Annotated in this window: 11 protein-coding genes; 8 read left to right on the top strand and 3 right to left on the bottom strand. The window is 60.3% G+C overall.

What is annotated here, in order from left to right:
* Positions 1-21: 21 nt before the first annotated feature.
* The 7 genes from araD1 to GQX66_RS04560 all read left to right on the top strand — a co-directional run bounded on the left by araD1 (position 22) and on the right by GQX66_RS04560 (position 5,348).
* Complete coding sequence (araD1, locus tag GQX66_RS04590) at positions 22-1,014, top strand: AraD1 family protein (protein WP_240867024.1); 993 nt, start codon at positions 22-24, stop codon at positions 1,012-1,014.
* A gap of 9 nt (positions 1,015-1,023) precedes the next feature.
* The gene (locus GQX66_RS04585) at positions 1,024-2,604 is read left to right on the top strand and encodes an aldehyde dehydrogenase (NADP(+)) (RefSeq protein WP_240867021.1); all 1,581 of its coding nucleotides are present in this window, start codon (positions 1,024-1,026) and stop codon (positions 2,602-2,604) included.
* Between the two features lie 205 nt (positions 2,605-2,809).
* Complete coding sequence (locus GQX66_RS04580) at positions 2,810-3,118, top strand: DUF5629 family protein (protein ID WP_085746274.1); 309 nt, start codon at positions 2,810-2,812, stop codon at positions 3,116-3,118.
* Positions 3,115-4,290, top strand: coding sequence for a lactonase family protein (locus tag GQX66_RS04575; protein WP_236190320.1), 1,176 nt, complete (start codon positions 3,115-3,117; stop codon positions 4,288-4,290). Before GQX66_RS04580 ends, GQX66_RS04575 begins: the two co-directional genes overlap by 4 nt.
* Positions 4,291-4,446: 156 nt before the next feature.
* Positions 4,447-4,626, top strand: coding sequence for a hypothetical protein (locus GQX66_RS04570; RefSeq protein ID WP_011334602.1), 180 nt, complete (start codon positions 4,447-4,449; stop codon positions 4,624-4,626).
* 255 nt (positions 4,627-4,881) lie between these two features.
* Entirely contained in the window at positions 4,882-5,094 is a 213-nt protein-coding gene (locus tag GQX66_RS04565) for a hypothetical protein (RefSeq protein ID WP_085746241.1), read from the top strand.
* Complete coding sequence (locus GQX66_RS04560; RefSeq protein ID WP_085746242.1) at positions 5,091-5,348, top strand: hypothetical protein; 258 nt, start codon at positions 5,091-5,093, stop codon at positions 5,346-5,348. Before GQX66_RS04565 ends, GQX66_RS04560 begins: the two co-directional genes overlap by 4 nt.
* A 5-nt stretch (positions 5,349-5,353) precedes the next feature.
* Here the strand turns inward: GQX66_RS04560 and GQX66_RS04555 are convergent, their stop codons facing one another.
* The 3 genes from GQX66_RS04555 to GQX66_RS04545 are packed head-to-tail and all read right to left on the bottom strand — an operon-like array spanning position 5,354 to position 10,817.
* Positions 5,354-5,938, bottom strand: a complete 585-nt coding sequence (locus tag GQX66_RS04555; RefSeq protein WP_240867020.1) for a glutathione S-transferase — start codon at positions 5,936-5,938, stop codon at positions 5,354-5,356.
* Entirely contained in the window at positions 5,935-9,576 is a 3,642-nt protein-coding gene (locus tag GQX66_RS04550; protein ID WP_240867017.1) for an AAA family ATPase, read from the bottom strand. Before GQX66_RS04550 ends, GQX66_RS04555 begins: the two co-directional genes overlap by 4 nt.
* The gene (locus GQX66_RS04545) at positions 9,573-10,817 is read right to left on the bottom strand and encodes an exonuclease SbcCD subunit D C-terminal domain-containing protein (RefSeq protein ID WP_102688327.1); all 1,245 of its coding nucleotides are present in this window, start codon (positions 10,815-10,817) and stop codon (positions 9,573-9,575) included. The genes GQX66_RS04550 and GQX66_RS04545 overlap by 4 nt, the downstream gene beginning before the upstream one ends.
* 415 nt (positions 10,818-11,232) lie before the next feature.
* On the opposite strand from GQX66_RS04545, the gene GQX66_RS04540 reads away from it, so the two are divergent.
* Positions 11,233-22,923 carry a filamentous hemagglutinin N-terminal domain-containing protein gene (locus GQX66_RS04540; protein WP_240867013.1) on the top strand — a complete coding sequence of 3,897 codons (11,691 nt, stop codon included), beginning with the start codon at positions 11,233-11,235 and terminating at the stop codon, positions 22,921-22,923.
* Positions 22,924-23,253 lie beyond the last annotated feature (330 nt).

Below are 23,253 nucleotides of genomic sequence, written 5' to 3'. Positions count from 1 at the left end.
TTGTTTTAACAGGAGAACATCATGCATCTGGTTCAATTCGAATTGAGTAACGGCGAGCGCCGTGTCGGGGTGGTCGAGGACGGTCTGGTGCGTGAAGTGCAGGATGCGCGCACGGTTCGCGATCTGGCCCTGGCCGCGATCGAGGCCGGCAGCACCCTCGCGCAGCAAGTGCAAACCCTGGGCCTGGGCATCAGCCACGATTACGCCGAGCTCTTGGCCAAACAGCGCATTTTGCCGCCGCTGGATCACCCGGACCCGGCGCACCTGCTGGTCAGCGGCACCGGCCTTACGCACCTCGGCAGCGCCTCGGCCCGGGACAAGATGCACCAGCAGGCCGGTGACGAAGCGGCGATGACCGACACCATGCGCATCTTCAAGTGGGGCGTGGAGGGCGGAAAACCGGCGGCGGGGCAGGCCGGTGTGCAGCCGGAATGGTTCTACAAGGGCGACGGCAGCATCGTTGTGCGTCCCGGTCAGCCGTTCCCGCTGCCGCCGTTTGTCGAAGACGCCGGCGAGGAGCCAGAAATGGCCGGGCTCTACATCATCGGCCACGACGGCAAGCCGTATCGCCTCGGTTTCGCGGTGGGCAACGAATTCTCCGATCACGTCATGGAGCGCAAGAATTACCTGTATCTGGCCCACTCGAAACTGCGCAGTTGCAGCTACGGCCCGGAACTTCGCACGGGTGAATTGCCTCAACACCTGGCGGGCACCAGCCGCATCCTGCGCGACGGCGAAGTACTTTGGCAGAACGAGTTCCTCAGCGGTGAGGCCAACATGTGCCACAGCCTGGCGAACCTCGAATACCACCACTTCAAGTACAGCCAGTTCCTGCGTCCCGGTGACGTGCACATTCACTTCTTCGGCACCGCGACCCTGTCGTTCGCCGATGGCATTCGCACTCAGCCGGGCGACGTGTTCGAGATCAGCCAGGCCGAATTCGGCGCACCGCTGGTCAACGGCATCGCCCCGGTCGCAGCGGCATTCGAACCGGACAGCATCGGCACCCTTTAAGGAGATCCCATGACTCAGATTCTCGGTCACAACTACATCGGCGGTCGTCGCACCGCGGCGGGCAACGTCAAGCTGCAGAGCGTCGACGCCACCACGGGCGAAGCACTGCCCCACGATTTCATTCAGGCCACGGAAGCGGAAGTGGACGCCGCCGCCAAGGCCGCTGCGGCGGCGTATCCGGCGTATCGCAGCCTCAGCGCCGAACGCCGCGCGCAGTTTCTCGATGCGATTGCCGATGAACTGGACGCGCTGGGCGATGATTTCGTCGCCGTGGTCTGTCGCGAAACCGCACTGCCGGCCGGGCGGATTCAAGGTGAAAGAGGGCGCACCAGCGGCCAGATGCGCTTGTTCGCCAAAGTCCTGCGACGCGGTGATTTCTACGGTGCGCGGATCGATTTGCCGTTGCCGGATCGTCAGCCGCTGCCACGTCCGGATCTGCGCCAATACCGCATCGGCCTCGGCCCAGTGGCGGTGTTCGGTGCAAGCAATTTTCCGCTGGCATTCTCCACCGCTGGCGGCGATACCGCGTCGGCGCTGGCGGCCGGTTGCCCGGTGGTGTTCAAGGCCCACAGCGGCCACATGGCCACCGCTGAGCTGGTCGCCGATGCGCTGATCCGTGCAGCAGAAAAAACCGCGATGCCGGCCGGTGTGTACAACATGATCTACGGTGGTGGCGTCGGTGAATGGCTGGTCAAACATCCGGCCATTCAGGCGGTAGGTTTCACCGGTTCGCTGCGGGGCGGACGGGCGCTGTGTGACATGGCTGCCGCGCGGCCTCAGCCGATCCCGGTGTTCGCCGAGATGTCGAGCATCAACCCGGTGATTGTGTTGCCTCAGGCGCTGGCCGTGCGTTCGGAAACGGTCGCTCGCGATCTGACAGCGTCGGTGGTGCAGGGCTGCGGTCAGTTCTGTACCAATCCGGGCCTGGTGATCGGCATCCGTTCGCCACAGTTCACCGCATTCGTTGAGCAAGTCGCGGCGCTGATCGGTGATCAACCGGCGCAAACCATGCTCAATGCCGGGACCCTCGGCAGCTACGGCAAGGGCGTGGAAAAACTTTTGGTGCACGCTGGCATCGAGCATCTGGCGGGCAATCCGCAACAGGGCAATCAGGCGCAGCCGCAGTTGTTCAAAGCGGATGTTCGCCTGCTGATCGATGGCGATGAAGTGCTGCAGGAAGAGGTGTTCGGCCCGACCACAGTGATTGTCGAAGTGGCCGATCAGGCGCAGTTGAGCGCGGCGTTGAATGGCCTGCACGGGCAACTGACGGCGACCATCATCGGCGAGCAGACGGATTTCGAGCGCTTCCCGGAGCTGACGCCGTTGCTGGAACAGAAGGTCGGGCGGATCCTGCTCAATGGTTATCCGACCGGTGTCGAAGTCTGTGATTCGATGGTTCACGGCGGTCCGTATCCGGCGACGTCCGATGCTCGCGGTACCTCGGTGGGGACGCTGGCGATCGATCGATTCCTGCGTCCGGTGTGCTTCCAGAATTACCCCGACAGCCTGCTGCCGGAACCGCTGAAAAACGCCAACCCGCTGCGTATTCAGCGGCTGGTCGACGGCAAGCCATCGCGCGAAGCCCTCTAAGCCCCATGCCATGATCGTTCCCACGCTGCGTTTCGTTGATCGTTCCCACGCTCCGCGTGGGAATGCAGCCCGGGACGCTCTGCGTCCCATTCGAGAGCTGGAACGCGGAGCGTCCCTTGAGGCATTCCCACGCAGAGCGTGGGAACGATCAAGAGCGGGGCTTTGAGCTATCATTGGCCCTTTCCCCCTGAAAGACATGATTGCCATGACTGCCGTAACCGACACCCTTCTCAACGCCCTCGAACACTGCGGTATGGTCGAAATCGACGGCCTGCACGCTTTCGAATTCGCCCTCGACGAAGACGACAACCTGCACATCGAATGCATCGATGGCCGTACCGCCAAGCACTGGGAATTCACCCCGGCTCAGGTGGCGGCGGCGACGTTTGATGAAGACCTGCAGAGCTGGTTGATCGTCGGTTTTTCCAGCGACACCAAAACCGTTGGCGAACACCGTCTGGTGTGCCTCGGTGACGTACTGAGCAGTGCCGACGACGAGGATGAAACTGAATGAACATGCGTAAATTCTGGCCATTGCTGATGGCCGGCAGTGTCGGCGCGATGGGCCTTTCCAGTGCCTCGGCCGAGAGCTTCCAGTTTTTGGTGGGCTCCTACACCGCCGGCACCAGCGAAGGCATCTACCGGATGAACTTCAACAGCGCCACCGGCCAGATCGCCGCCAAACCGCTGCAAGTGATCAAGAGCGAAAACCCGTCGTGGCTGACCCTTTCGAAGGATCAGCACCGGGTGTTCGTGGTCAACGAAAACGGCCCGGGCCAGAAAGATCCGGTCGGCCGCGTCAGCAGTTATTCCATCGATCCGAAGACCCACGCCCTGACCCTGATCAATCAAGTGCAGAGCCTGGGCAACGAGCCGACCCATTCGAGCCTCAGCGGCGACGCCAGCCATCTGTTCGTCAGCAACTACTCGGTGGTTGAAGATCCGGGCGGCACCCTTGCGGTATTGCCGGTGGGCAGCGACGGCAAGCTCAAACCGGTGGTGCAGATGAGCGCGCACCCGGCGAGCCGGGTCAATCCCGAGCGCCAAGCCTCGAACCACGTGCACTCGACGGTGTCCTCGCCGGACGGTCGTTACGTGTTCTCCAATGACCTGGGTGCGGACAAGGTCTTCATCTACCAATTCGACCCGAAAGCCAACCCGGAACTGCCGCTGACCCCGGCGAAAACCGCGTCGGTGCAACTGCCAGCCGGCAGCGGCCCGCGTCATCTGCTGTTCAGCGCTGACGGCAAACATGCCTGGCTGACCATGGAAATGAGTGCTCAGGTCGCAGTGTTCGATTACAAGGACGGCGTCCTGACCCAGACGCAACTGGTCGATCTGGCTGCCGGCCAGCCGACGTCGGACAAAGCCGCCGCCGCGCTGCACGCGTCCGTCGACGGCAAATTCCTCTACGTCAGCAACCGTGGTACCGCCAATCAGCTGCTGGTGTTCGCCATCGACCCGGCCAGTGGCCAGCTCAAGGAACTGCAACGACGTTCGGTGGAAGGCGATCACCCGCGTGAGTTCAGCCTCGATCCAAGCGGCAAATTCCTGCTGATCGCCAACCAGAAGAGCAACCAGATTGTCGTGGTCGAGCGCGACGACAAGACCGGTTTGCTGGGCAAAACCGTGCAAAAACTGTCGATGGACGCCCCGAGCGATCTGAAGTTTCTCGTGCGTCAATAAGCCGCAGGCCCCGGTTTGCGGGGCCTGAAGCTATGTATTAATCCTGCTGATAACAGGTAATGTTGCAAAGCATTTCAAGCGATAGACCCTCGAGCGTTAAGTTTGCTTCACGGCCCAACCGGGCAAGCAAGCCAACTGAACACGAGGGTTACCGCCATGAACTTCAATCTCTTCTCGATCATCGCCGCTTCCGCCATCTCCGCCACCGTGGCTCTGCCAGCCAGTGCCAACGTTGAAATCAGCGACAAAAAATCCCACACCCAGAGCTACACCCAGAAATACCTGCAACAAAGCGCCAACTTCTACGCCGCGCTGGATCACAAAGCTCAACACTGAAATTTCCGTCACACCCTGGAACTGCCCAAGACTGCGATCCTTTGATCTTGTTTCTCAAAAAGCAAAATCAAAAGATCGCAGCCTTGGGCAGTTTTTTGCCTGCGCAACGACCGACGATAGCTATTTTCAAACAGCGAGATAGACCGGCTAAATAATCAACGAAGCTGATGGTTACTATGGAAAACCCTGAGTGGTTACCCCGGCTTTTTTGATCGATTCTGTGGACCTCGAAACATTGTCCACGGAGCACACATCATGGCCAGTTCAATCATCACTTCCGCTAAACGCGGCGCCTACGTGGCCATCGGTCTGTACCTGGTCATGGTGCTGTTTGTCAGTCTGGCGTCGCAGTCGCAACACAGCTTCGAAGCACCAATCGACGTCGCCCATCCCGGCATCCAGTTCGAACTCCGCTCGCAAAACGCGACGGTGGATTCAGCTGAACTCGCGGGAGTCGGCGGAGCATGAAAGGCTACAGACTCTGGGTCATTGCCGGGCTGGCGTTCATGACCAACGGCGCTTCGCTTTTGGGATTCGGTCAGGGCTCGGTCGGTGGACTGGCCCGGGCCATAGAGGCCAACCACAACATCGCGCATAACATCGAACGGGCCAATGCGCTGGGGCTGCTGGCCGGCAATCCGCCGGTGAAAACCCCCAGCGGATTTCTCGGTCCGTTCGAAGTGGATTGCTCGGCCATCGGCATGTGTGAAGTGCTGGCGTAACGTGCCTACTTTTTCATGATGCCGGTGAACAGCTCCGACTCCAGAAACCGCTGCAACCAGGCCTGCAACCGCACGTAAGGCGTCTGCGCAAACCAGTCACGATCCACGTGAGCGAACTGGCGAACGAACGGCAACAGCGCGATATCGGCCAGGCTCGGATGCTCGGTCAACAAGTAATCGCGACCCTCGAGCAACTCATCGAGCTGCTGCAAGAACAACGCACCTTCCGCGCGATAAACCTCCATCGGCTGTTCCGGATAACGCTCGGCGTACTTGTAGCGATTCAGGTGCACCTTGAACACTTGATCGTTGGCTTCGATCAACTTGGCGATCCTTGAATCGCCCCCCAGCAACCAGTCATCCGGATCGTTCTGCGCCAGCGCCCAGCGCATGATCTCCAGGCTTTCATCGATCACCTGACCACCCGCATCCAGCACCGGCACCGTGCCCTTGGGCGAGATCGCCAGCATCTGGGCCGGTTTGGCTTTCAGGCTGACTTCAACGATCTCCACCGGCACACCCGAATAACGCAGGGCCATCCGCGCCCGCATCGCGTACGGGCAGCGGCGGAAGGAATACAGCGTGTTCATTTCACCTCCAGTGTGCTCAAACCGTTGCCCTGGCGCTGTACCTGAATCTGCACCGGGATCCGCTCGTGCATTTCCTGCACGTGGGAAATCACCGCGACCTTGCGGCCCTGAGCCTGCAAGCCGTCGAGGGCGTCCATGGCCAGTTGCAGGGAGTCCGGATCGAGGCTGCCGAAACCTTCGTCGATGAACAGCGATTCGATCTTCAACGTGCTCGACGCCATCGAGGCCAGACCCAGGGCGAGGGCCAGCGACACCAGGAAGGTTTCGCCACCGGACAGCGAATGCACCGAGCGCAGTTCGTCGCCCATTTCGGTGTCCATCACCAGCAGGCCGAGCATGCTGCCGCCACGCTTGAGGCGATAGCGCTTGACCAGTTGCCGCAGCTGCACGTTGGCGTGATGCACCAGCAGGTCGAGGTTGTAGGCCTGGGCGATCTTGCGGAAGGTGTCGCCGGTGGCCGAGCCGATCAGCGCATTGAGCCGCGCCCAGCGCTGATACTCGGCATAGGCGTCGGCGATCTGCTGCGCGAGCGCCTGATTGGCGTTCTGGCGGCGCTGGTCTTCGGCCTGCTCGGCGCGCAGTTCGGCGCATTGCTGTTCGCTGGCCGTGCACTGGTTTTGCAGGTCGGCGAGGGCGCTGGCGAGTTGTTCGGCATCCAGATTGCCGTTGTGTTGGGACTGATGATCGAGCAGGCGCTGATCGCGTTCCTGCAACAACACCTTGGCCTGTTCAACGGCTTTTTCGTTGCGCTGCAAGCGCTGGCGCAGTTCATCGACTTGCGCGTCATCGACCCGCAGCAAGTCTTCGAGGCCACCGTCATCCAGCTCCGGATGGCGGGCGCGCCAGTCGGCAATTTTGCCGGCCAGATCGCGGTCTTCGGTTTCCAGCGCTTGCAGACGTTCCTGCTGCGCTTTCAGTTCGGCGGCGATTTGCACGAGCTGCGTACGCGCGTCCTGCAGCGCCTGAGTCGTCGTGGATTCGGCGTTGCGCGCCTGTTCCACCGCCTGTTCCAGTTGCTGCTGCCAATGCTCGGCGCAGGTGTGATCACCCAGCAATTGCGCAAGCTTCTCTTGGCTGGCCTGTTGTTGCCCTGTCAGCGTGTTGAGCTGCTGCTCAGCGTTTTGCAGCTGCTGCACACGGCCCTGTTGGCGGTCCTGTTCTTTCTCAAGCGTCTGCTGGCGTTGTTGCTGTTCGGCCAGCTCTTCCTTCTGTTGATCGACTTGCGCCAGACGTTCGGCAATCTGCCGGTCAAGCTGCATGAAGGTCGCGGCCGGTTCGGCGCGCAAGGCGTCGAGGGTGTCGCTCGGCAGCAGTGTGGCGAAGGCCGCCAGTTCTTCGTCCAGGCGTTGGCGGTCAGCGCTCAGCTCGCGCTGCTGATTGCTCAGGTGCTGCGACGCTTGGTGGTGTGCGGTTTCGGCCTGACGCAATTGCTGGGTCAGACGCGCCGCATCCTGTTGCAACGTGAGCAGGGCGGTCTGGCGCTGTTCGTCCTGGGTGATGCTCTGGTTCAGTTGATCGTTCTGGCGAGTCAGCCACGCGGCGCGCTTGTCACTGTCCTGATTCAGCAACGATGTCGCCAGCGGATGCGCCTCGATGCTCGGCGTCAGCGTTTGCTGTTGTGCCGCCAGTTGTTCCTGCTGTTGCAGCAATTCCTTTTGCCGGGCAATCACACCACCGACATCGGCACGTAGCTCGGTCAGTTTTTCTTTCAACTGATCGACCGCTTGCTGCGCGTTGGCCTGCTCGCTTTCGTCGTGACGGCCGAGGCTCTGCAGCAGGGCTTCCGGCTGGTGGTACGGGTGCTCGTTGCTGCCGCAGACCGGGCATGGCTGGTCGTCCCGCAATTGCGCGCGCAGCTCTTCGACACTGGCACTGCGGGCCAGACGCTGACGTTCGAGCAATTCACGGGTAACACTGAGGGTCTGTTCGGCGACGGTCAGCTCGGACTTGGTTTTCACCCCGTCCTGGGTCAGGCGCTCGCGCTCCTGTTGCGCATCGAGCTGACGCTGTTGCAGTTCGGCACTGCGCTTGTCCAGCTCCTGCTGACTGGCCCACAGGCGCGTCAGGTCTTCGATGGCGCGCAGTTGCTTGCGGTTGTCCTGCAACAGAGTGCCGAGGATGCCGATCTGCTCCGCGACGGCGTCCGGTTCGGCGCCAGCCTCCTTGAACAATACTTCCAGCTGCTGCTTTTGCGTGGCGAGCGCTTCGGTGGCGCGAGTGGCGTTTTCTTCGAGGGAAGCGAGTTCGCTTTGGCCCTTGTTCAACCGATTGCCAATCAGCATCAGTTGCTGCAAGCGATCGCGATAGGCATTCCACGCTTCGCTCAACGGTGCCAAGTGAGCGCTTTGCTCGAGATCGGCGGCGATACGTTGCAAGCGTTCGGCGACCTGTTTCTGCTGATCGAGCAGGGTCTGGATTGTGCCCTGGCCCTGGGCGCAGGCTTGCTCAGCGGCTTGCTTCGCTTCGGTGCCGGTTGCGACATCCTTGGCGAGGCGGGCGAGGGTGCTTTGCTCCTCGAACGCCTGACGCAACAGCGGCGCGCCTTCGCTCTGCTGCGTTTGCGCCTGGGTCAGAGCGATCTGCGCTGTGGCGAGATCCTGTTCCAGTCGAGTCTGGCGCTCAGCCAGTTCGCCTTGCTGCTGGGTGTGCGCGTGGATCTGTGCGGCCAGCGGCGTCAGCTGGGTATCAAGTTCGGTTTTGCGGGCGAACTGGTGCCGTTGCGGGGCAAGTTGTTCGAGGCGGGTGAGCTTCAGGCGCTCACCGGCCAGCGACTCCCGTTCGTGCTCGGCGCTGCGCAGTTGTTCGGCGGCGGCTTGTTGCGAGTCTTGCAGTCGCAGCAGCTCCTTGAGCCAGTCGTGCTGCTGCTCGATCTGCTTGAGCTGCGCCTGCTGCAACTTCAGTTGTTGCTGGGCGGCATTGAAGCGCTCGTCGAGTTCTGCGCGAGCCTCGGGGGCCAGCGGGGTCACGCCGGTAGCCTGATCCTGCAACTGCTTGTGGGCTTCGCGGGCCTCCTTGGTCTTGTCGAATGCGCGGCGGCCGAGGCGGGTGTAGAGCGCGGTATCGGTGAGTTTTTCCAGCAGTTCGCTGCGGTCGTTGTCGTCGGCTTTGAGGAACGCACTGAATTCGCTCTGGGCCAGCAGCACGGCGCGGGTGAATTGTTCGAAGTTCAGGCCCAGCGCGGCTTCAAGCTGAGTCTTGTACTCGCCTTTCTGGCTGGCGAGCAGTTGATCCTGATCGATGTCGCGCAGGCTCTGACGGCTGGCCTGCAACTTGCCGCCGGCCTTTTCCCGAGCGCGGTTGGCTTCCCAGCGCGCGCGATAGCGACGGCCATCGACGCCGACAAAATCCACCTCGGCAAAACCTTCACCCGTGCCGCGACGCAGCAGGGTGCGCGGGTCGCCAGTGGCGATTTCGCCGTCGGCGTCCGGCACCTTGGCGTCACGCCCGGTGTTGTTCAGACGCGGCACGGCGCCGAATAGCGCCAGACACAGCGCATCGAGCAAGGTACTTTTGCCGGCGCCGGTCGGGCCGGTGATCGCAAACAGTCCGGCGCTGGCCAGCGGTTCGGCGGTGAAGTCGATCTCGAACGGGCCGGCCAGCGAAGCGAGGTTCTTCAAACGAATGGCGAGAATCTTCATGGCTGCTCGCCCTCCATCTGGACGTCTTGCAGCAGCTCGGCGAAGTCCTTGAGGGTTTGCTCATCGACCTCGCTGCCGTAGTTGTCGAGCCAGGCGCGGCTGAACAATTCCTGCGGCGTGAGCTGGTCCAGTTCGATCAGCGCGCTGCCGTCCTCGGCGCCGTCAGCGCCCCGGTTGCCGGCGTATTCGGCGGCAATTCGCACCAGTCGCACAGCCTTGCCTTGCAGGGCGCTTTCGACCTGATGGCGCAGATCCGGCTGCGGTTCGTCGAGGCGTACCCGCACTTCCAGCCACGGCTGGCGCTGGGTTTCGGCCAGCAGGTCGATATTCGGCAGGTCCGCCAGTTGCAGCAGAATTTCGGCCAGCGGCGCAGGGCCGAGGCGTTGCAGATTGACCGCGCGAGGGATCAGTTTTGGCTCGACGCTGACCAGGGTTTCGCCGTCGAGCACGATGTCGAGAATCTGATGTTGATAGGCGATTTCCGAGAACGACAACGGGATCGGCGAGCCGCTGTAGCGAATCCGTTCTTCGCCGTTGACCTTCTGCGGCTTGTGCAAATGACCTAGCGCGACGTAGCTGATGCTCGGCCCGAACAGGCTGGCGGGCAGGGCTTCGGCGTTGCCGATGATCAGGCTGCGCTCGGAGTCCTCCGACACCGAACCACCGGCCATGTGCGCGTGGCTGATGGCGACTAGTGCCTGGCCTGGTTGGCGCTTTGCGTTCGCCGCTTCGATCAGCCATTCGTGCACTTGACCGATGCCGCGCAGATAGTTGTCGCCCAGATGCGCGCCGGTCACTTCGGCAGGCCGCAGGAACGGCAGCGCCAGGCACCACGCGGCGATCTCGCCGGACGCATTCGGCAGCGGCAACAACAGACGCTCCGCATCCAGTTGTCCGTCATCCAGCCACAACACCCGGCCCAGCGCATGGGTGCGCAAACGCCGCATCAACGGCGCGGGCAGTTCGATCCGCGAACCGGAATCGTGGTTGCCGGCGATCATCACGATGGTCAGCAACGGCTGCTGTTCGTGGGCGCTGACGATGAAATCGTAGAGGCGTTCCTGGGCTTTGACCGGTGGATTGACCGTGTCGAAGATGTCGCCGGCAATCAGCAGCACGTCCGGCTGCGCCAGCTTCAATTGGCGCAGCAGCCACTCGAGAAAACAGGCGTGCTCGAAATCGCGTTCCTGGCCGTGCAGGTTCTGCCCAAGGTGCCAGTCGGAGGTGTGAAACAGACGCAAGGCTGACTCCGCAATATAAAGAGGTGATGGCCACCGGGATGAGAGGGGCGGCGAAAGAGGGGAGAGTTTACAGATTATTGCGCCAGGAGGCGCTGACCCTGCCCGGGGACGTCAGTTGAAGGGTATTTGACGGCATGATGACCGTTCGTCGGCAACGCCGGGTCGTCGCATCCAATAATTGACGCCAAAATAGTGGCCATCTAATATCGCGCCATTAATTTGATATCAGTGTGCCGCTACGAGGGAACGAACAGGCGTTCATGGCTTTTGCCGTGATCGTCCGGGCAACGCTTGATCGCCTTGCGCAACTTTCTCCCTATCCGATTTTGCTCTGACGGGCGCCATCCGCAACCCCGTCGGAATCGTCGCGCCTGCCTTCAAATTGCCCATCCTGCCTGTGCATTGAGACCTTTACATGGACGTTCGTCAGTTCGCCTTTCTCGCTCGCCTGCCATCTGCCGCCGTAAAAAGCCGTGATCAGTTCTGCGGTATGCCCAAGCGAGGACTGGCGTTTTTGCTGGCCAACGTCATGTTCTGGCAGCCGATGTGGGCCCAGGCGGACGGCATCGTGGTGGCCAACCCTGGCACCACCCTTGATCGCGCCGGCAACGGCGTGCAGATCATCAACATTGCCACGCCGAACGGCAGCGGTCTGTCGCACAACCAGTTTCATGACTACAACGTCGGGGCGCAGGGCGTAATCCTCAACAACGGCTCCAACCAGGCTTCGTCCACTCAATTGGGCGGCTACATCATTGACAACCCGCACCTGAAAAACAGTGGTTCGGCACAGGCGATCCTCAACGAAGTCATCGGTGGCAGCCCGAGCCAATTGCGCGGCTACACCGAAGTGGCGGGGCAGTCGGCGCGGGTGATCGTCGCCAACCCGTACGGCATCAGTTGCAACGGTTGCGGTTTCATCAACACGCCCCGCGTCACCCTCACCACCGGCAAACCGGTGCTGGATGGCAGCGGTCGCCTCGACCGTTTCCAGGTCGATCAGGGCAGCGTCGCCATCGAGGGCGCGGGGCTTAACGCAACCAATGTCGACCGCTTCGAAATCATCACCCGCTCGGCGAAGATCAACGCCGAGATCCAGGCGAAAAACCTGACCATCGTTGCCGGGCGCAACGACGTCAACGCCAACAACCTCAACGCCACGGCCCGCGCTGACGACGGCAGCGCCAAACCGCAACTGGCCATTGACTCTTCGGCGCTGGGCGGGATGTACGCCGGTGCGATCAAACTGGTCGGCACCGAAGCCGGGGTCGGGGTGAAACTCGACGGCAAACTGATCGCCAGCGGCGGCGACATCCAGCTCGACGCCAACGGCCAGCTCAGCCTGGCCGAAACCTCGGCCACCGGCGCGGTCAACGTCAAGGCCGCCAGCCTGGAGACCCGCTCGGCGGTCTACGCCGGCACCTCGCTGAACGTACAGACTCAGGGCGATCTGACCAACCGACAGACCCTCGCGGCGCGGGACAGCATCAGCCTCAGTGCGGGTGGTCAATTGACCAACGCCGGGGCCATTGAAGCCGGGGTCAATGCTGATGGCAGTCGCAATGCCAATGGTGATCTGAGCCTGAGCGCGCAAAACATCGACAACCGTGGCAAGAGCCTGGTGGCCAGCCGCAATCTGGCGGTGAATGCCGCGCAGGTGCTGAGTAACCAGGGCGGCACGCTGAGCGCTGCGCAGATCGCAAGCATCGTTGCAGGGACACTGGACAACCAGAATGACGGGCGTGTGCTGAGCAAAGGCGCGCTGAACGTGACCGCCAGTCAAGTGCTCAACAGCCAAGGTTTGATCGACGCAAAGGGTAACCTGACGGCCACGATCGGTCAGTTGAACAACAGCAACGGCCAGGTTTCGAGTTCCGGTATCACTCGACTCAGCGGAACCTCCGTCAACAACCTCGGCGGCCAAATCCTGGGTGATCTGGGGCTTAACATTGATCTCAGTGCCGCGCTGGACAATCGCGACGGCATGCTCGGTTCCGGCGTTGCTCTCGATCTCAAGGCCGGTAGTCTCGATAACCGCGACGCCGGGGTCGTGGTCAGCGATGGCGGTCTTGTGGTGCGGGTCAGCGGTCTGCTCGACAACCGCAACAAGGGCGAAATCACTGCCAAGGGCGCCATTGACGCGCAGGCCGGTCATCTCGACAACCGTGACGGCAAAGTCATCGGCAAAGGAACGCTGGCACTGCGCAGTGATTCGGCAGACAACCGTGGCGGCGCGCTGCAAGGCGACGGGCAACTGACGCTGAACGTCGATCGACTGGATAACCGCGACAACGGTCTGATCATCGGCAAGGCTGGCATCACATACGCAGGCACGCGCCTGGACAACAGCAGTGGCCTGGTCAGTGCTGTCGGCCCGGTGGGTATCAAGGCTGGCGAGGTGCAGAACGCCAAAGGGCGGATCTCCAGCCAGGGCGACTTGACCGCGACCATAGGCCTGCTGCAACAGCAGGGCGGCGCACTGGTCGCACAGGGCAACCTGAGCCTGACCGGCACCACACTCGACAACCGTAACGGCGGGCTGATCGGCACAAAAAAAGCGCTGACTCTCGCGGTCGATGACATCGATAACCGGGCGGGCGAGCTATCTGGCAGCCTGTTGCTCAACATCAAGGGCCAGCGGCTGGACAACAGCGACGGTGGCAAGGTTCTCGCAGCCAGCGATCTGGAACTGGCGGTTGCCCGGTTGATCAACCAGAGCAAAGGCATGATCGTCGCCAGTGGTGCGACGAAACTGACCGGCAGCACGCTGGATAACACCGGTGGCTCGTTCGATAGCTTGAAGGGCCTGGTCATCACACTGGACGATGCACTGCTCAACGGCCAGGGGCTCATCAGCAGCGAAGGCACGTTGACCATCAATGCCGGCCGTGTCGATAACAATGCCGGCAACCTGACCAGCGCCGGCGCCCTGGCGTTGACCAGTCTTGGCGCGCTGCTCAATCAGGGTGGCTCCATCAGCACCGACAGCACTCTGAAACTCAAGAGCGCCAGTCTCGACAACAGTCACAGCGGTCTGATCTCCGGCAAGGACAACAGCCGGATCGACAGCGGCGATGTCGACAACAGTCAGGGCGGGCGCCTGATCAGCGGTGGAACGCTGGACTTCACGGCGGGGCAGGTGAACAACGCTGCAGGCCGCATCGCCAGTCAGCAAGCCATGACCATGTCGGTCACCGGCCTCGATCAGCAGGGCGGTGAACTGTTCAGCAAGACCAGCCTGAGTCTTGATTTGAACAACGGCCAGTTGAACAACCAGAACGGTTTGATCAATGCGCCCGGCGAATTGCTGCTCAAGCAACTCAATGGCGTGAACAACCAGGGCGGCGAAATCTCCAGCCAGCAAGCCTTCGCACTGACCGCCCATGACCTGGACAACAGCAACGGTAAACTGCTGAGTCAGCAAGGCTTGACCGTACGCATTGCGCAGGCGCTGAACAACGCCAAAGGCGTTATTTCCGGGGCATCGCTGGACAGTCACAGCGCCAGCCTCGACAACAATGAAGGCTTGATCAGCAGCCGTGGCCCACTGACGCTGACGACCGACAACACCCTGGATAACCAGCTCGGTACGGTGATTGCCGACGGCAAACTCGAACTGACGGCGCAGACGCTGGACAACCGTGGCGGCAGCATCGCCGGCAAGTCGGATGCCACCGTACAGGCGAAAAAGCTCGATAACCAGGACGGCCAGTTGATCGCCACCGGCGTCCTCAAAATCGATGCCGACCTGCTCGACAACCGTCAGGGCGGACTGCTCGGCTCGACCAAGGCGATGACCTTGAACGTCGACGACGTGGATAACCGCGGCGGTGAAATCAGCACCAATAGCGATCTGCAGGTGACCGGCAAAAAACTCGACAACAGTGACGCCGGCAAAATCTTCACCGGCCAGTCGTTGACGCTGACCGTTGAGCAACTGATCAACCGCAACAAGGGCCTGATCAGTGCCAGCACTTCGCTCGACCTGCACGGCGATTCACTGGACAACAGTGGTGGCGAGTTGCTCAGTCAGCAGGCCATGGCTCTGACGCTGAGCGGTGCATTCGACAACAGCCAGGGCAAGGTCAGCAGCGAAAGCGCCCTGACGGTCAAAACCTCGCAACTGACCAACATCAAGGGCAGCCTTTCCAGCGCTGCGGACCTGACAATCGAGAGTCGCGGCAGCGTTGATAACCAGGGCGGGGCGGTGGTCACCGATGGGGCGCTGGTGCTCGGCAGCACCCGCCTCGACAACCGTCAGGCAGGCACACTCAGCGCCAAGGGCGCGGCCAGCGTCACCACAGGCGACTTCGACAACAGCACCGGCAAGCTCAGCAGCGCCGACACCCTGAACCTTGTCGCGGGAAAGGTCACCAACCGCGATGGCGGGCAGATTGGTAGCCAGGGCGCTTTGACGGCGTCGGTCACAGGGCTTGAGCAACAGGGCGGCAAGCTTTTCAGCAACACTCGCCTGAGCCTGGACATGAACAATGGCCAGCTCAATAACCAGAATGGCTTGATCAATGCCCCCGGTACGTTGCTGCTCAAGCAGCTCAATGGCGTGAACAACCAGGGCGGAGAAATTTCCAGCGGTGAAGCCTTTACCGTGGCGGCGCAAAATCTGGACAACAGCAATGGCAAATTGCTGAGCACCCAGAGCCTGACGCTGCGCATCGCCCAGGCACTGGACAACGTCAAAGGCATGATCGGTGCGGCATCGATCGATGCCCGTGCCGGCAGTCTGAACAGCAGTGGCGGCAGTCTGGTCAGCCGCGGTGATCTTGACCTGACTGTCGATGGCCTGCTGCGCAACGACAGCGACGGCCTGGTGAGTGCGGCGCAAGCGTTGCGTATTCGCAGCGCCGACCTGAACAACCAGGGCGGTGTTTTGCAGGGCATCGGCGGCGTCACGCTCAATGCCATGGCCCTGAACAACCGCGACAAAGGCTTGATCAACAGCCAGGGCAGTCTGTCCCTGACGGCGACAGCGCTGGACTCCAGCGATGGCGGCGAAGTCTCTGCCGGCGGCGACATCGACCTGACCTTGACCTCCCTGACCCAGAACGGCGGGCGCCTGCTGGGCGACAAAGCCGTTACCGTGGATCTGGCCAATGGCGACCTCGACAACACCAATGGTTTGTTGACGGCCAAGGGGCCGTTGACCCTCAAGCGCCTGCGCGACCTGAACAACCAGGGCGGTGAAATCTCCAGCAGCCTGGGTTTCGACGTCATTGCCCGGGCGTTGAACAACAATGCCGGCAAGATCATCAGCGGCGAGAAACTGAAGCTCAGCGGCACCACCCTGACCAACCAGAATGGCTTGCTCTCGGGCTGGCAGCAGTTGAACGTCAGTGGTGACAGTCTGGACAACCGCGCCAACGGCACGCTCTCAAGCCGCAACGGTGACGTGTCGGTCGATCTCAAGGGCGCTCTGCTCAACAGCGGTAACGGCGCTCTGGTTTCGCAAGGCAGTCTGACCGTCAATGCCGGCAGCCTCGACAACAGCGACAAAGGCATCCTCAGCAGTGCGGCAGGGCAGACCCTCACGCTCAAAGGCGCACTCAACAACAATCAGGGCGGCCTGATCGACAGTGGCGCCGCACTGGACATCACCAGCACTGCACTGACCAACGTCGGTGGTTCTATCAACGCGCTCCAGGCGCTCACTGCCAACGCTACGAGCCTGGATAACAGCGGGGGCAAATTCGCGGCCAACGGCGCGATCAACCTGAACCTGTCGGGACAGCTGAACAACAACGCCGGCAAACTGGCGGGCACCGGTCCGGTCGTGATCAAAGGCGTCAGCGATCTGAGCAACCGCAACGGCCAGCTCGCCAGTCAAGGTTCGCTGCAACTGCTGACCGGCTCGCTGGACAACGGTAGCAAAGGCACCATTGCGGCCAAGGATGGCTTGTTGATCACCGCCAGCGCCGCCGTGCGCAACGATGCCGACGGCTTGATCTACAGCCAGACCGGCAGCCTGCAACTCAAGGCGGCGAGCCTGGCCAACGGCAAAGGTTCGATCCAGAGCCAGACCGGCCTGACGCTCGACGTTACTGGCGATCTCGATAACCAGAGCGGAAAAATCATCGCTCAGGAAGGCGACGTGACGGTCGGTGCGGCCAGCATCGATAACCGCGGCGGGATTCTGTCCAGCATCAAGGGTGCCCTCGAGGCACGTACCGTCGGTGTCCTGCGCAATGGCTTCGACCTGAACAACAATCGCCAGGGCGGCGTCATTCAGGCTCAGGGCCTGAAACTGTCGGCACTGGCCGGCCTGAACAACAATGGCGGGCGCATCTCGGCGCAAGGCGCCGACGCGAACATCACCACCGCTGCATTCGATAACCGTAATGGCGTGATCTACGCCAAAGGGCTGGTTGGCGTAAGCGGCACGAGTCTGGACAACGGTGCCGGGCAGATCGCCGCCGAGCGCATCGATTTTGGCTTGAGTGGTGCGCTGATTAACGGCGCGGGTGTCATTGAAAGCAACACCCGACTGACCGTCAAAGCGGCCAGCGTCAATAACCAGAGTGGCCGACTGCGTTCGCTGGGCACCTCTGGCAAGACCGAATTCCAGATCGGCGGCCTGCTGGATAACCGCAATGGCGTGCTGGAAACCGCGAACACCGACATGACCCTGGCCGTCGGCAGCTTCCTCAACGGTGGCGGGCAGCTCAACCACGTCGGTCGCGGCAAGTTCGATCTCTCCACGACCAACGTGATCGGTGCCGGCGGCAGCATTACCACCGGCGGCCTTCTGGATTTGACGGCCGACACCTGGAACAACTCCAGCGTGATTCAGGCCGGGCGATTGAACGTGAACGTCCGCCAGTTCAGCCAGAGCGCCAGCGGCAAGCTGCTGGCCTCCGATCTTCTGCAGATACGTGGGGGCAACTGGACCAACGACGGACTGCTCGCCAGTGATGGCCTGATTCATATGCAACTGACCGGCGCCTATGGCGGCAACGGGCGTATGTCGAGTCAGCGTGGTCTCAACCTGAGTGCAGCGCAAGTCAACATCGGTGGTGCCGGCAGCATCGCCGCTGGCGGATCGTCGACGATCAGTACCGGTGGATCGCTCGTCAACTCGGGCCGCATCACCTCCAGTGAAGATCTGACCGTGAACGCCGGCAGTGTCGCCAACTACGGCACGTTGGGTGCGGCGCAGAACCTGAACATCAACACCCCTTCATTGCTCAATGACCGCGGGTTGATCTTCAGCGGCAAGGACATGACGCTCAGTGTTGGCAATCTGACCAACCAGCATGGTGATTTCTACGGTCTGGGTAATGTTGTTGTCGGTGGTTACGGCGGTGCAGCGAGGGCGGCAGGCGTCTACAACATCTCCGGTTCCATGGAGAGCGGTGGCGCGTTCACGATGAATGCCGATGTCTTCGAAAACCGCTCCGAAGGCCCAGTGATGTCGGGTGACCGCAAACTGGTCTCTGGCTACATTGCCAATATTTGCAACGACTGCCGCGGCGGGACATTCGTTTTCACGCTTTCGGCTCATGAGCTTTATCAAAGTACTGACACTGATACCAGCGCCTCTGCCGTATTGAATGTAGGCAAGGACTTCGTTTTCCAGGGCGGGACTTTTCTTAACAGCAAAAGCACCGTGGCTGCCGGCGGCAATATCAGCATCACGGCCGACAGCCTCAAAAACATTGGTGCCAAGAGCGGCACCATCGAACGTACAAGCACTTACGTCCTGACCATGGGAGCGGGCGATACTCCACGGTTTTTCGAAAGCGTCGTAATGCCTTACAACCAGCGCAACAATCCTGATTTCCCGTATGTGTATTACATCGATCCGGCGGGTGCTATCCGTAAAGCCATTCCGACATCCGGTCGTGTCAGAGAAGGGAACCGGGACGGCGAGTGGTACAACGTGGTGGGTCTCAAGGACAGTGAGACAGGCGCAACGGTCAGTGCGTTACGTGGCTATAACATCGCACTGCCTGGTTTGAACTATGGCTTTGAATCCACAACGCCATCTCTTTATGACAAGAATAATCTGGTCGAACTGCCCGCTCAGTTGACTCAGTACAAACCTGAGTCCGTCACTGAAGTCGCTGTTGACAGCACAGGTGCAGCGAGCACAGGTACAAGCCGCAATGCTGTCATTCAGGCCGGTGGCAACGTTTCGATCACCGCCGTCAAGGACGTGGAGAACAGCGTCATCCACCAGGATTACGGCGCTACTGGCGGTACCAACAAAGTCGCAGACACTCGGGTTGGCAACACCGGCATAGCGGTCATCAGGATCAACAGCCAGTTGCCACCGGAGCTGGCCCAGCAGCAGGTCAATCCACTGACCTTGCCGGGCTTCTCCTTGCCGGTAGGCGACAAAGGTCTTTTCCGTCTGAGCACCCAGGGGGGCAGTGACCTTTCTCCTGTAGTCGCTACAGGTCCATCGCCCACCTGGACAATGACCGGCGAGTCGGTCAAGGCCGAGCAGCATCTGGTCGCAGGCACCAGCGGCGGTCCGCGCAATTTGCTGGTCGATGCTCCTGCACCGGTCTCTGACAGCACGCGCGCCGTCGATACCTTTCGACGCGACCCGACCATGGTCAAAGCGGTCGCCAGCACGCTGGATGTGAACGTTCCGGTGAATCCGGCCGGTCCCGGCAGGGGCGGACGTGGCAATGACGCCCGGGAGTCGATCGACAGTCGCCCGGTCACCCGCGTGACGGGCCTGCCAGACACCAAGGCCCCGGCGAACGGCCACAAATACCTGATCGAAACCAACCCGGCGCTGACCGATCTCAAGTCCTTCATGAGTTCGGACTACCTGCTCGGCAAACTCGGTTACGACCCGGACCAGAGCGCCAAGCGTCTCGGTGACGGACTCTTCGAGCAGCGTCTGGTGCAGCAAGCCGTGACCGCGCGCACCGGCCAGGCCTTCATCGATGGCCGAAGCAACAACGAGGACATGTTCCGCTACCTGATGGACAACGCCATCGCCAGCAAGGACGCCCTCAACCTGTCGATGGGCGTGGGCCTCACTGCCGAACAGGTGGCGGCGCTGACCCACGATATCGTCTGGCTCGAAGAGCACGAAGTGAACGGTGAAAAAGTGCTGGTGCCGGTGCTGTACCTGGCCCAGGCCAACGGCCGTCTCGGCCCGACCGGTGCGTTGATTTCCGGTAAGGACGTGACGCTGATTGCCGGCGGGAATCTGGATAACGTCGGGACGTTGAAGGCGACGAATGATTTGATGGCTATCGCCGGTAACGACGTTGTCAACAGCGGAGTGATTGAGGCGGGAAATCGCCTGGATGTTCTGGCGGGCAATGATGTCGTCAACAAATCCGGCGGCATCATCACCGGGCGGGATGTAAACGTGACAGCGATTCGTGGAGACGTACTTAACGAGCGAACCATTACGACCCAGACCAATAACACCCGCCTCGCCTCTCAAAGTCATGACTTCGCCGACAGCGCAGCAAGAATTGAAGCGGCCAATGATCTGACGGTAATGGCAGGCCAGGACATCAATGTTAAAGGCGCAGTCATGCAGAGTGGCCGGGACATGACGTTCAACGCAGCTCGCGACATCAACGTGACGTCAGCGCAGGTGGCGAACAGCGTCTATTACGACAGTCGGCACAACAGCAGCAATGTCACTCAGTTGGGTTCGGAACTGGACTCGGGTCGCGATGTATCCATGCGCTCCGGCCGCGACATAACAGTCGTTGCCAGCAAGATTGACGCTGAACGCAATGTCGCGATGGCCGCGACCGGTGACTTGACGATCAGTTCGGCCGCAGATGAGGAGCACTCCCTGTCGAAGAGCAAGAAACTTACAAAGCAGGAAGATCACGTCAGCCAGGTCATGAGCGATATCAAGGCTGGTGGCAGTGTTGCAATGAGTGCAGGTGATGACATGGCGGTGATCTCCAGTCGCATCAGCGCCGGTGACGAGGCGTACTTGGTTGCCGGAGACCGACTGGACATTCTTGCCGCGCAGGACACTGACTACTCGTTGTATGACAAGAAGAAGAAAGGCTCATTCGGGTCCAAACAAACCAAGCGCGATGAGGTGACTCAGGTCACTCATATCGGTAGTGAAATCACGTCTGGCTCCAACATGGTTTTGGCAAGCGGTGGGGATCAGCGTTACCAGGCTGCGAATCTGCAAAGTGGTGGCGATCTCACGATCAACAGTGGCGGCTCAGTCACGTTCGAAGGTGTGAAGGATCTGCATCAGGAAAGCCACGAGAAGAGCAGTTCCAGTCAGGCCTGGACGTCCATGTCGGGTAAAGGCAGCACCGATGAGACGTTGAAACAGACCCAGATGACGGCCGCAGGAAAGCTGGCAATCCATGCGGTTGACGGGCTGAAAATCGATGTCAGACAGGTCAACCAGCAAACCGTAAGCGAAGCCATTGATGCGATGGTCAAGGCGGATCCGAAACTTGCGTGGCTCAAGGATGCCGAGCAACGGGGTGACGTGGACTGGCAACTGATCAAGGAAACCCACGAATCGTTCAAATACAGCAATTCGAGCCTGGGTCAGGGCGCGATGCTGGCAATCATTATCGTCATGACCGTATTGACCGCCGGAGCGGCAAGTGGTCTGGCGGGCACAATGGCGGGTGCGACAGCTGGCTCGGGCTCGGCAATGGCTGCGGGATCGGCGACCATGGCAGCGGGCTGGGGGAACGTTATGGCAACCAGCGTAATGACCTCGATGGCCGGCTCGGCGACGGTGAGCGCCATCAACAATAAAGGCAATCTGGGCGCGGTCGTAAAAGATGTCACCAGTACCCAGAGTCTGAAGGGCTACGCTACATCCGCCCTGACAGCGGGCATCACTTCCGGGTATCTGGATGAGGCGTTTGGTGCATCGACCAATCCCACAGCAGGAATCACGAAAGGATTCGATCTCGGAAAGTTGAGCGGCATTGGTGACTACATCAAGTATTCTTTGGCCCAAAGCGCGACACAGGCCGGAGTAAGCACCCTCATCAATGGCGGTAGCCTTGGTCAAAACCTGATGACAGCGATTGCATCGCAAGCCAATAACGTCGCCATGGCAACCGGGTTCAACTTTGTCGGCGATTACGTGAAATATCCAACAGGCAGTTTCGAAAAAGTACTGGCCCATACACTGATGGGAGGGTTGCTGGCTCAAATCACTGGGGGAGATTTCAAAACGGGTGCGGCAGCAGCAGGCGCCAATGAAGCGTTGAGTGGAATTCTTGATGGAATGACCAAGGGCGACAAGCAACTTGAACTAATGGCTTCTCAATTGACCGGTATTCTGGCGGCGACTGCCGTCGGAGGTGATGTACAGCTTGGGGCGGACATTGCCAAATACGCAACGGCGTTCAATCGTCAAGGGCATGAGGAGGAAGAGCATGCCAAGGAAGAAGAGGCCAGTAAGGGCGACTTCAAAAAGGAAAACCTCGATAAAGCGACTTGCTACATGATCCGGTGCTGGGCCCAGTATGAAAGGGGGAGTGCCGAGTATCGTGCAAATTACCTCACGGAGGCTGATATGGCCGGGCTCAGCAATGAGTTGACCTGGGCTGATGCACAGCGTGACAGGGGTTTGTTTGACTATACTTATTTTGATTCAGTCTCGGATTTTGCAACGCGTGATGCCTTTCCTCTGGGAGCCGATGCTCTTCAGGCGGGTCTCGGGGTGGGAACCGTGGTATCGGGTTTCAGTCTGTGCGCCACTGTTGCAGGTTGCGCCTTTGGAGGGCCTATGGCGACGATTGGAGCAGGTAACGCTGTAGAAGGCAGTAGCGGTTTTTATAACCACATCTTTGGTGATGAGCCCTTCCGATATAATCCTGTAAAGGACGCATTTTCATACTTTGGAGGTGAGTATGGATCTGCTGCATACAGCGGTGCGGATCTGTTCTTCAGTGCAGGGTCGGGGTTCGTAAAAGTACCTTTGAGAATATCGTCGGACGGACTAAAGAACACCAAGTCGCTATTCGGTGTGACAGTGGAAAAATTTGATAATAATTTCGTCGTGCCTGTTTTTGGTAAGACTTTGCCTTTCGGGAGCGCTCTGGGTATGTATCTGTATGGTGTGACTGGAAAGGCGTCTGACTTTTATAAGGAACTAAATAGTGGCAAGTAGAAATATATTCGCCAGATCGGTCGTTTTGTTGTGTGTCGTCTGGTTTGTGTTCATGGTGTCTTTGCTGCTTTCTCTTGTAGTGGTTTCACTGTTGATGGCGGCGCTATATGTTTTTTTCGAGCCTGATTTCAGGTTGGTATTCAAGTGTGTCGGGATTCCATTGGCATTGGTTCTGTCGGCGCGATGGATTTACAAGAACCTGGCTCGTGTGAAAGACTTTGCTGATGGGTGAAAGGTGCGAGGTGGAAAGGAAGGACGGATTTATTTATTGCTTACTGTTGTAAATAAATCTGACCACTTCTTGAGAGCAGCAAAGCACAAGCAGAAAAA

This window comes from Pseudomonas sp. B707 (assembly GCF_022496685.1).
Classification (GTDB): Bacteria; Pseudomonadota; Gammaproteobacteria; order Pseudomonadales; family Pseudomonadaceae; genus Aquipseudomonas; species Aquipseudomonas paraglycinae.
Note: the sequence above shows the minus strand (reverse complement) of the source record. Positions and strands in the feature narration are given on the sequence as shown.

What these genes read in the sequence shown, in the direction of transcription:
- GQX66_RS04550 (WP_240867017.1), bottom strand. Translation starts at nt 9,576, where the DNA reads ATGAAGATTCTCGCCATTCGTTTGAAGAACCTCGCTTCGCTGGCCGGC.
- GQX66_RS04560 (WP_085746242.1), top strand. Translation starts at nt 5,091, where the DNA reads ATGAAAGGCTACAGACTCTGGGTCATTGCCGGGCTGGCGTTCATGACC.
- GQX66_RS04580 (WP_085746274.1), top strand. Translation starts at nt 2,810, where the DNA reads ATGACTGCCGTAACCGACACCCTTCTCAACGCCCTCGAACACTGCGGT.
- GQX66_RS04555 (WP_240867020.1), bottom strand. Translation starts at nt 5,938, where the DNA reads ATGAACACGCTGTATTCCTTCCGCCGCTGCCCGTACGCGATGCGGGCG.
- GQX66_RS04570 (WP_011334602.1), top strand. Translation starts at nt 4,447, where the DNA reads ATGAACTTCAATCTCTTCTCGATCATCGCCGCTTCCGCCATCTCCGCC.
- GQX66_RS04585 (WP_240867021.1), top strand. Translation starts at nt 1,024, where the DNA reads ATGACTCAGATTCTCGGTCACAACTACATCGGCGGTCGTCGCACCGCG.
- GQX66_RS04565 (WP_085746241.1), top strand. Translation starts at nt 4,882, where the DNA reads ATGGCCAGTTCAATCATCACTTCCGCTAAACGCGGCGCCTACGTGGCC.
- GQX66_RS04540 (WP_240867013.1), top strand. Translation starts at nt 11,233, where the DNA reads ATGGACGTTCGTCAGTTCGCCTTTCTCGCTCGCCTGCCATCTGCCGCC.
- GQX66_RS04575 (WP_236190320.1), top strand. Translation starts at nt 3,115, where the DNA reads ATGAACATGCGTAAATTCTGGCCATTGCTGATGGCCGGCAGTGTCGGC.
- araD1 (WP_240867024.1), top strand. Translation starts at nt 22, where the DNA reads ATGCATCTGGTTCAATTCGAATTGAGTAACGGCGAGCGCCGTGTCGGG.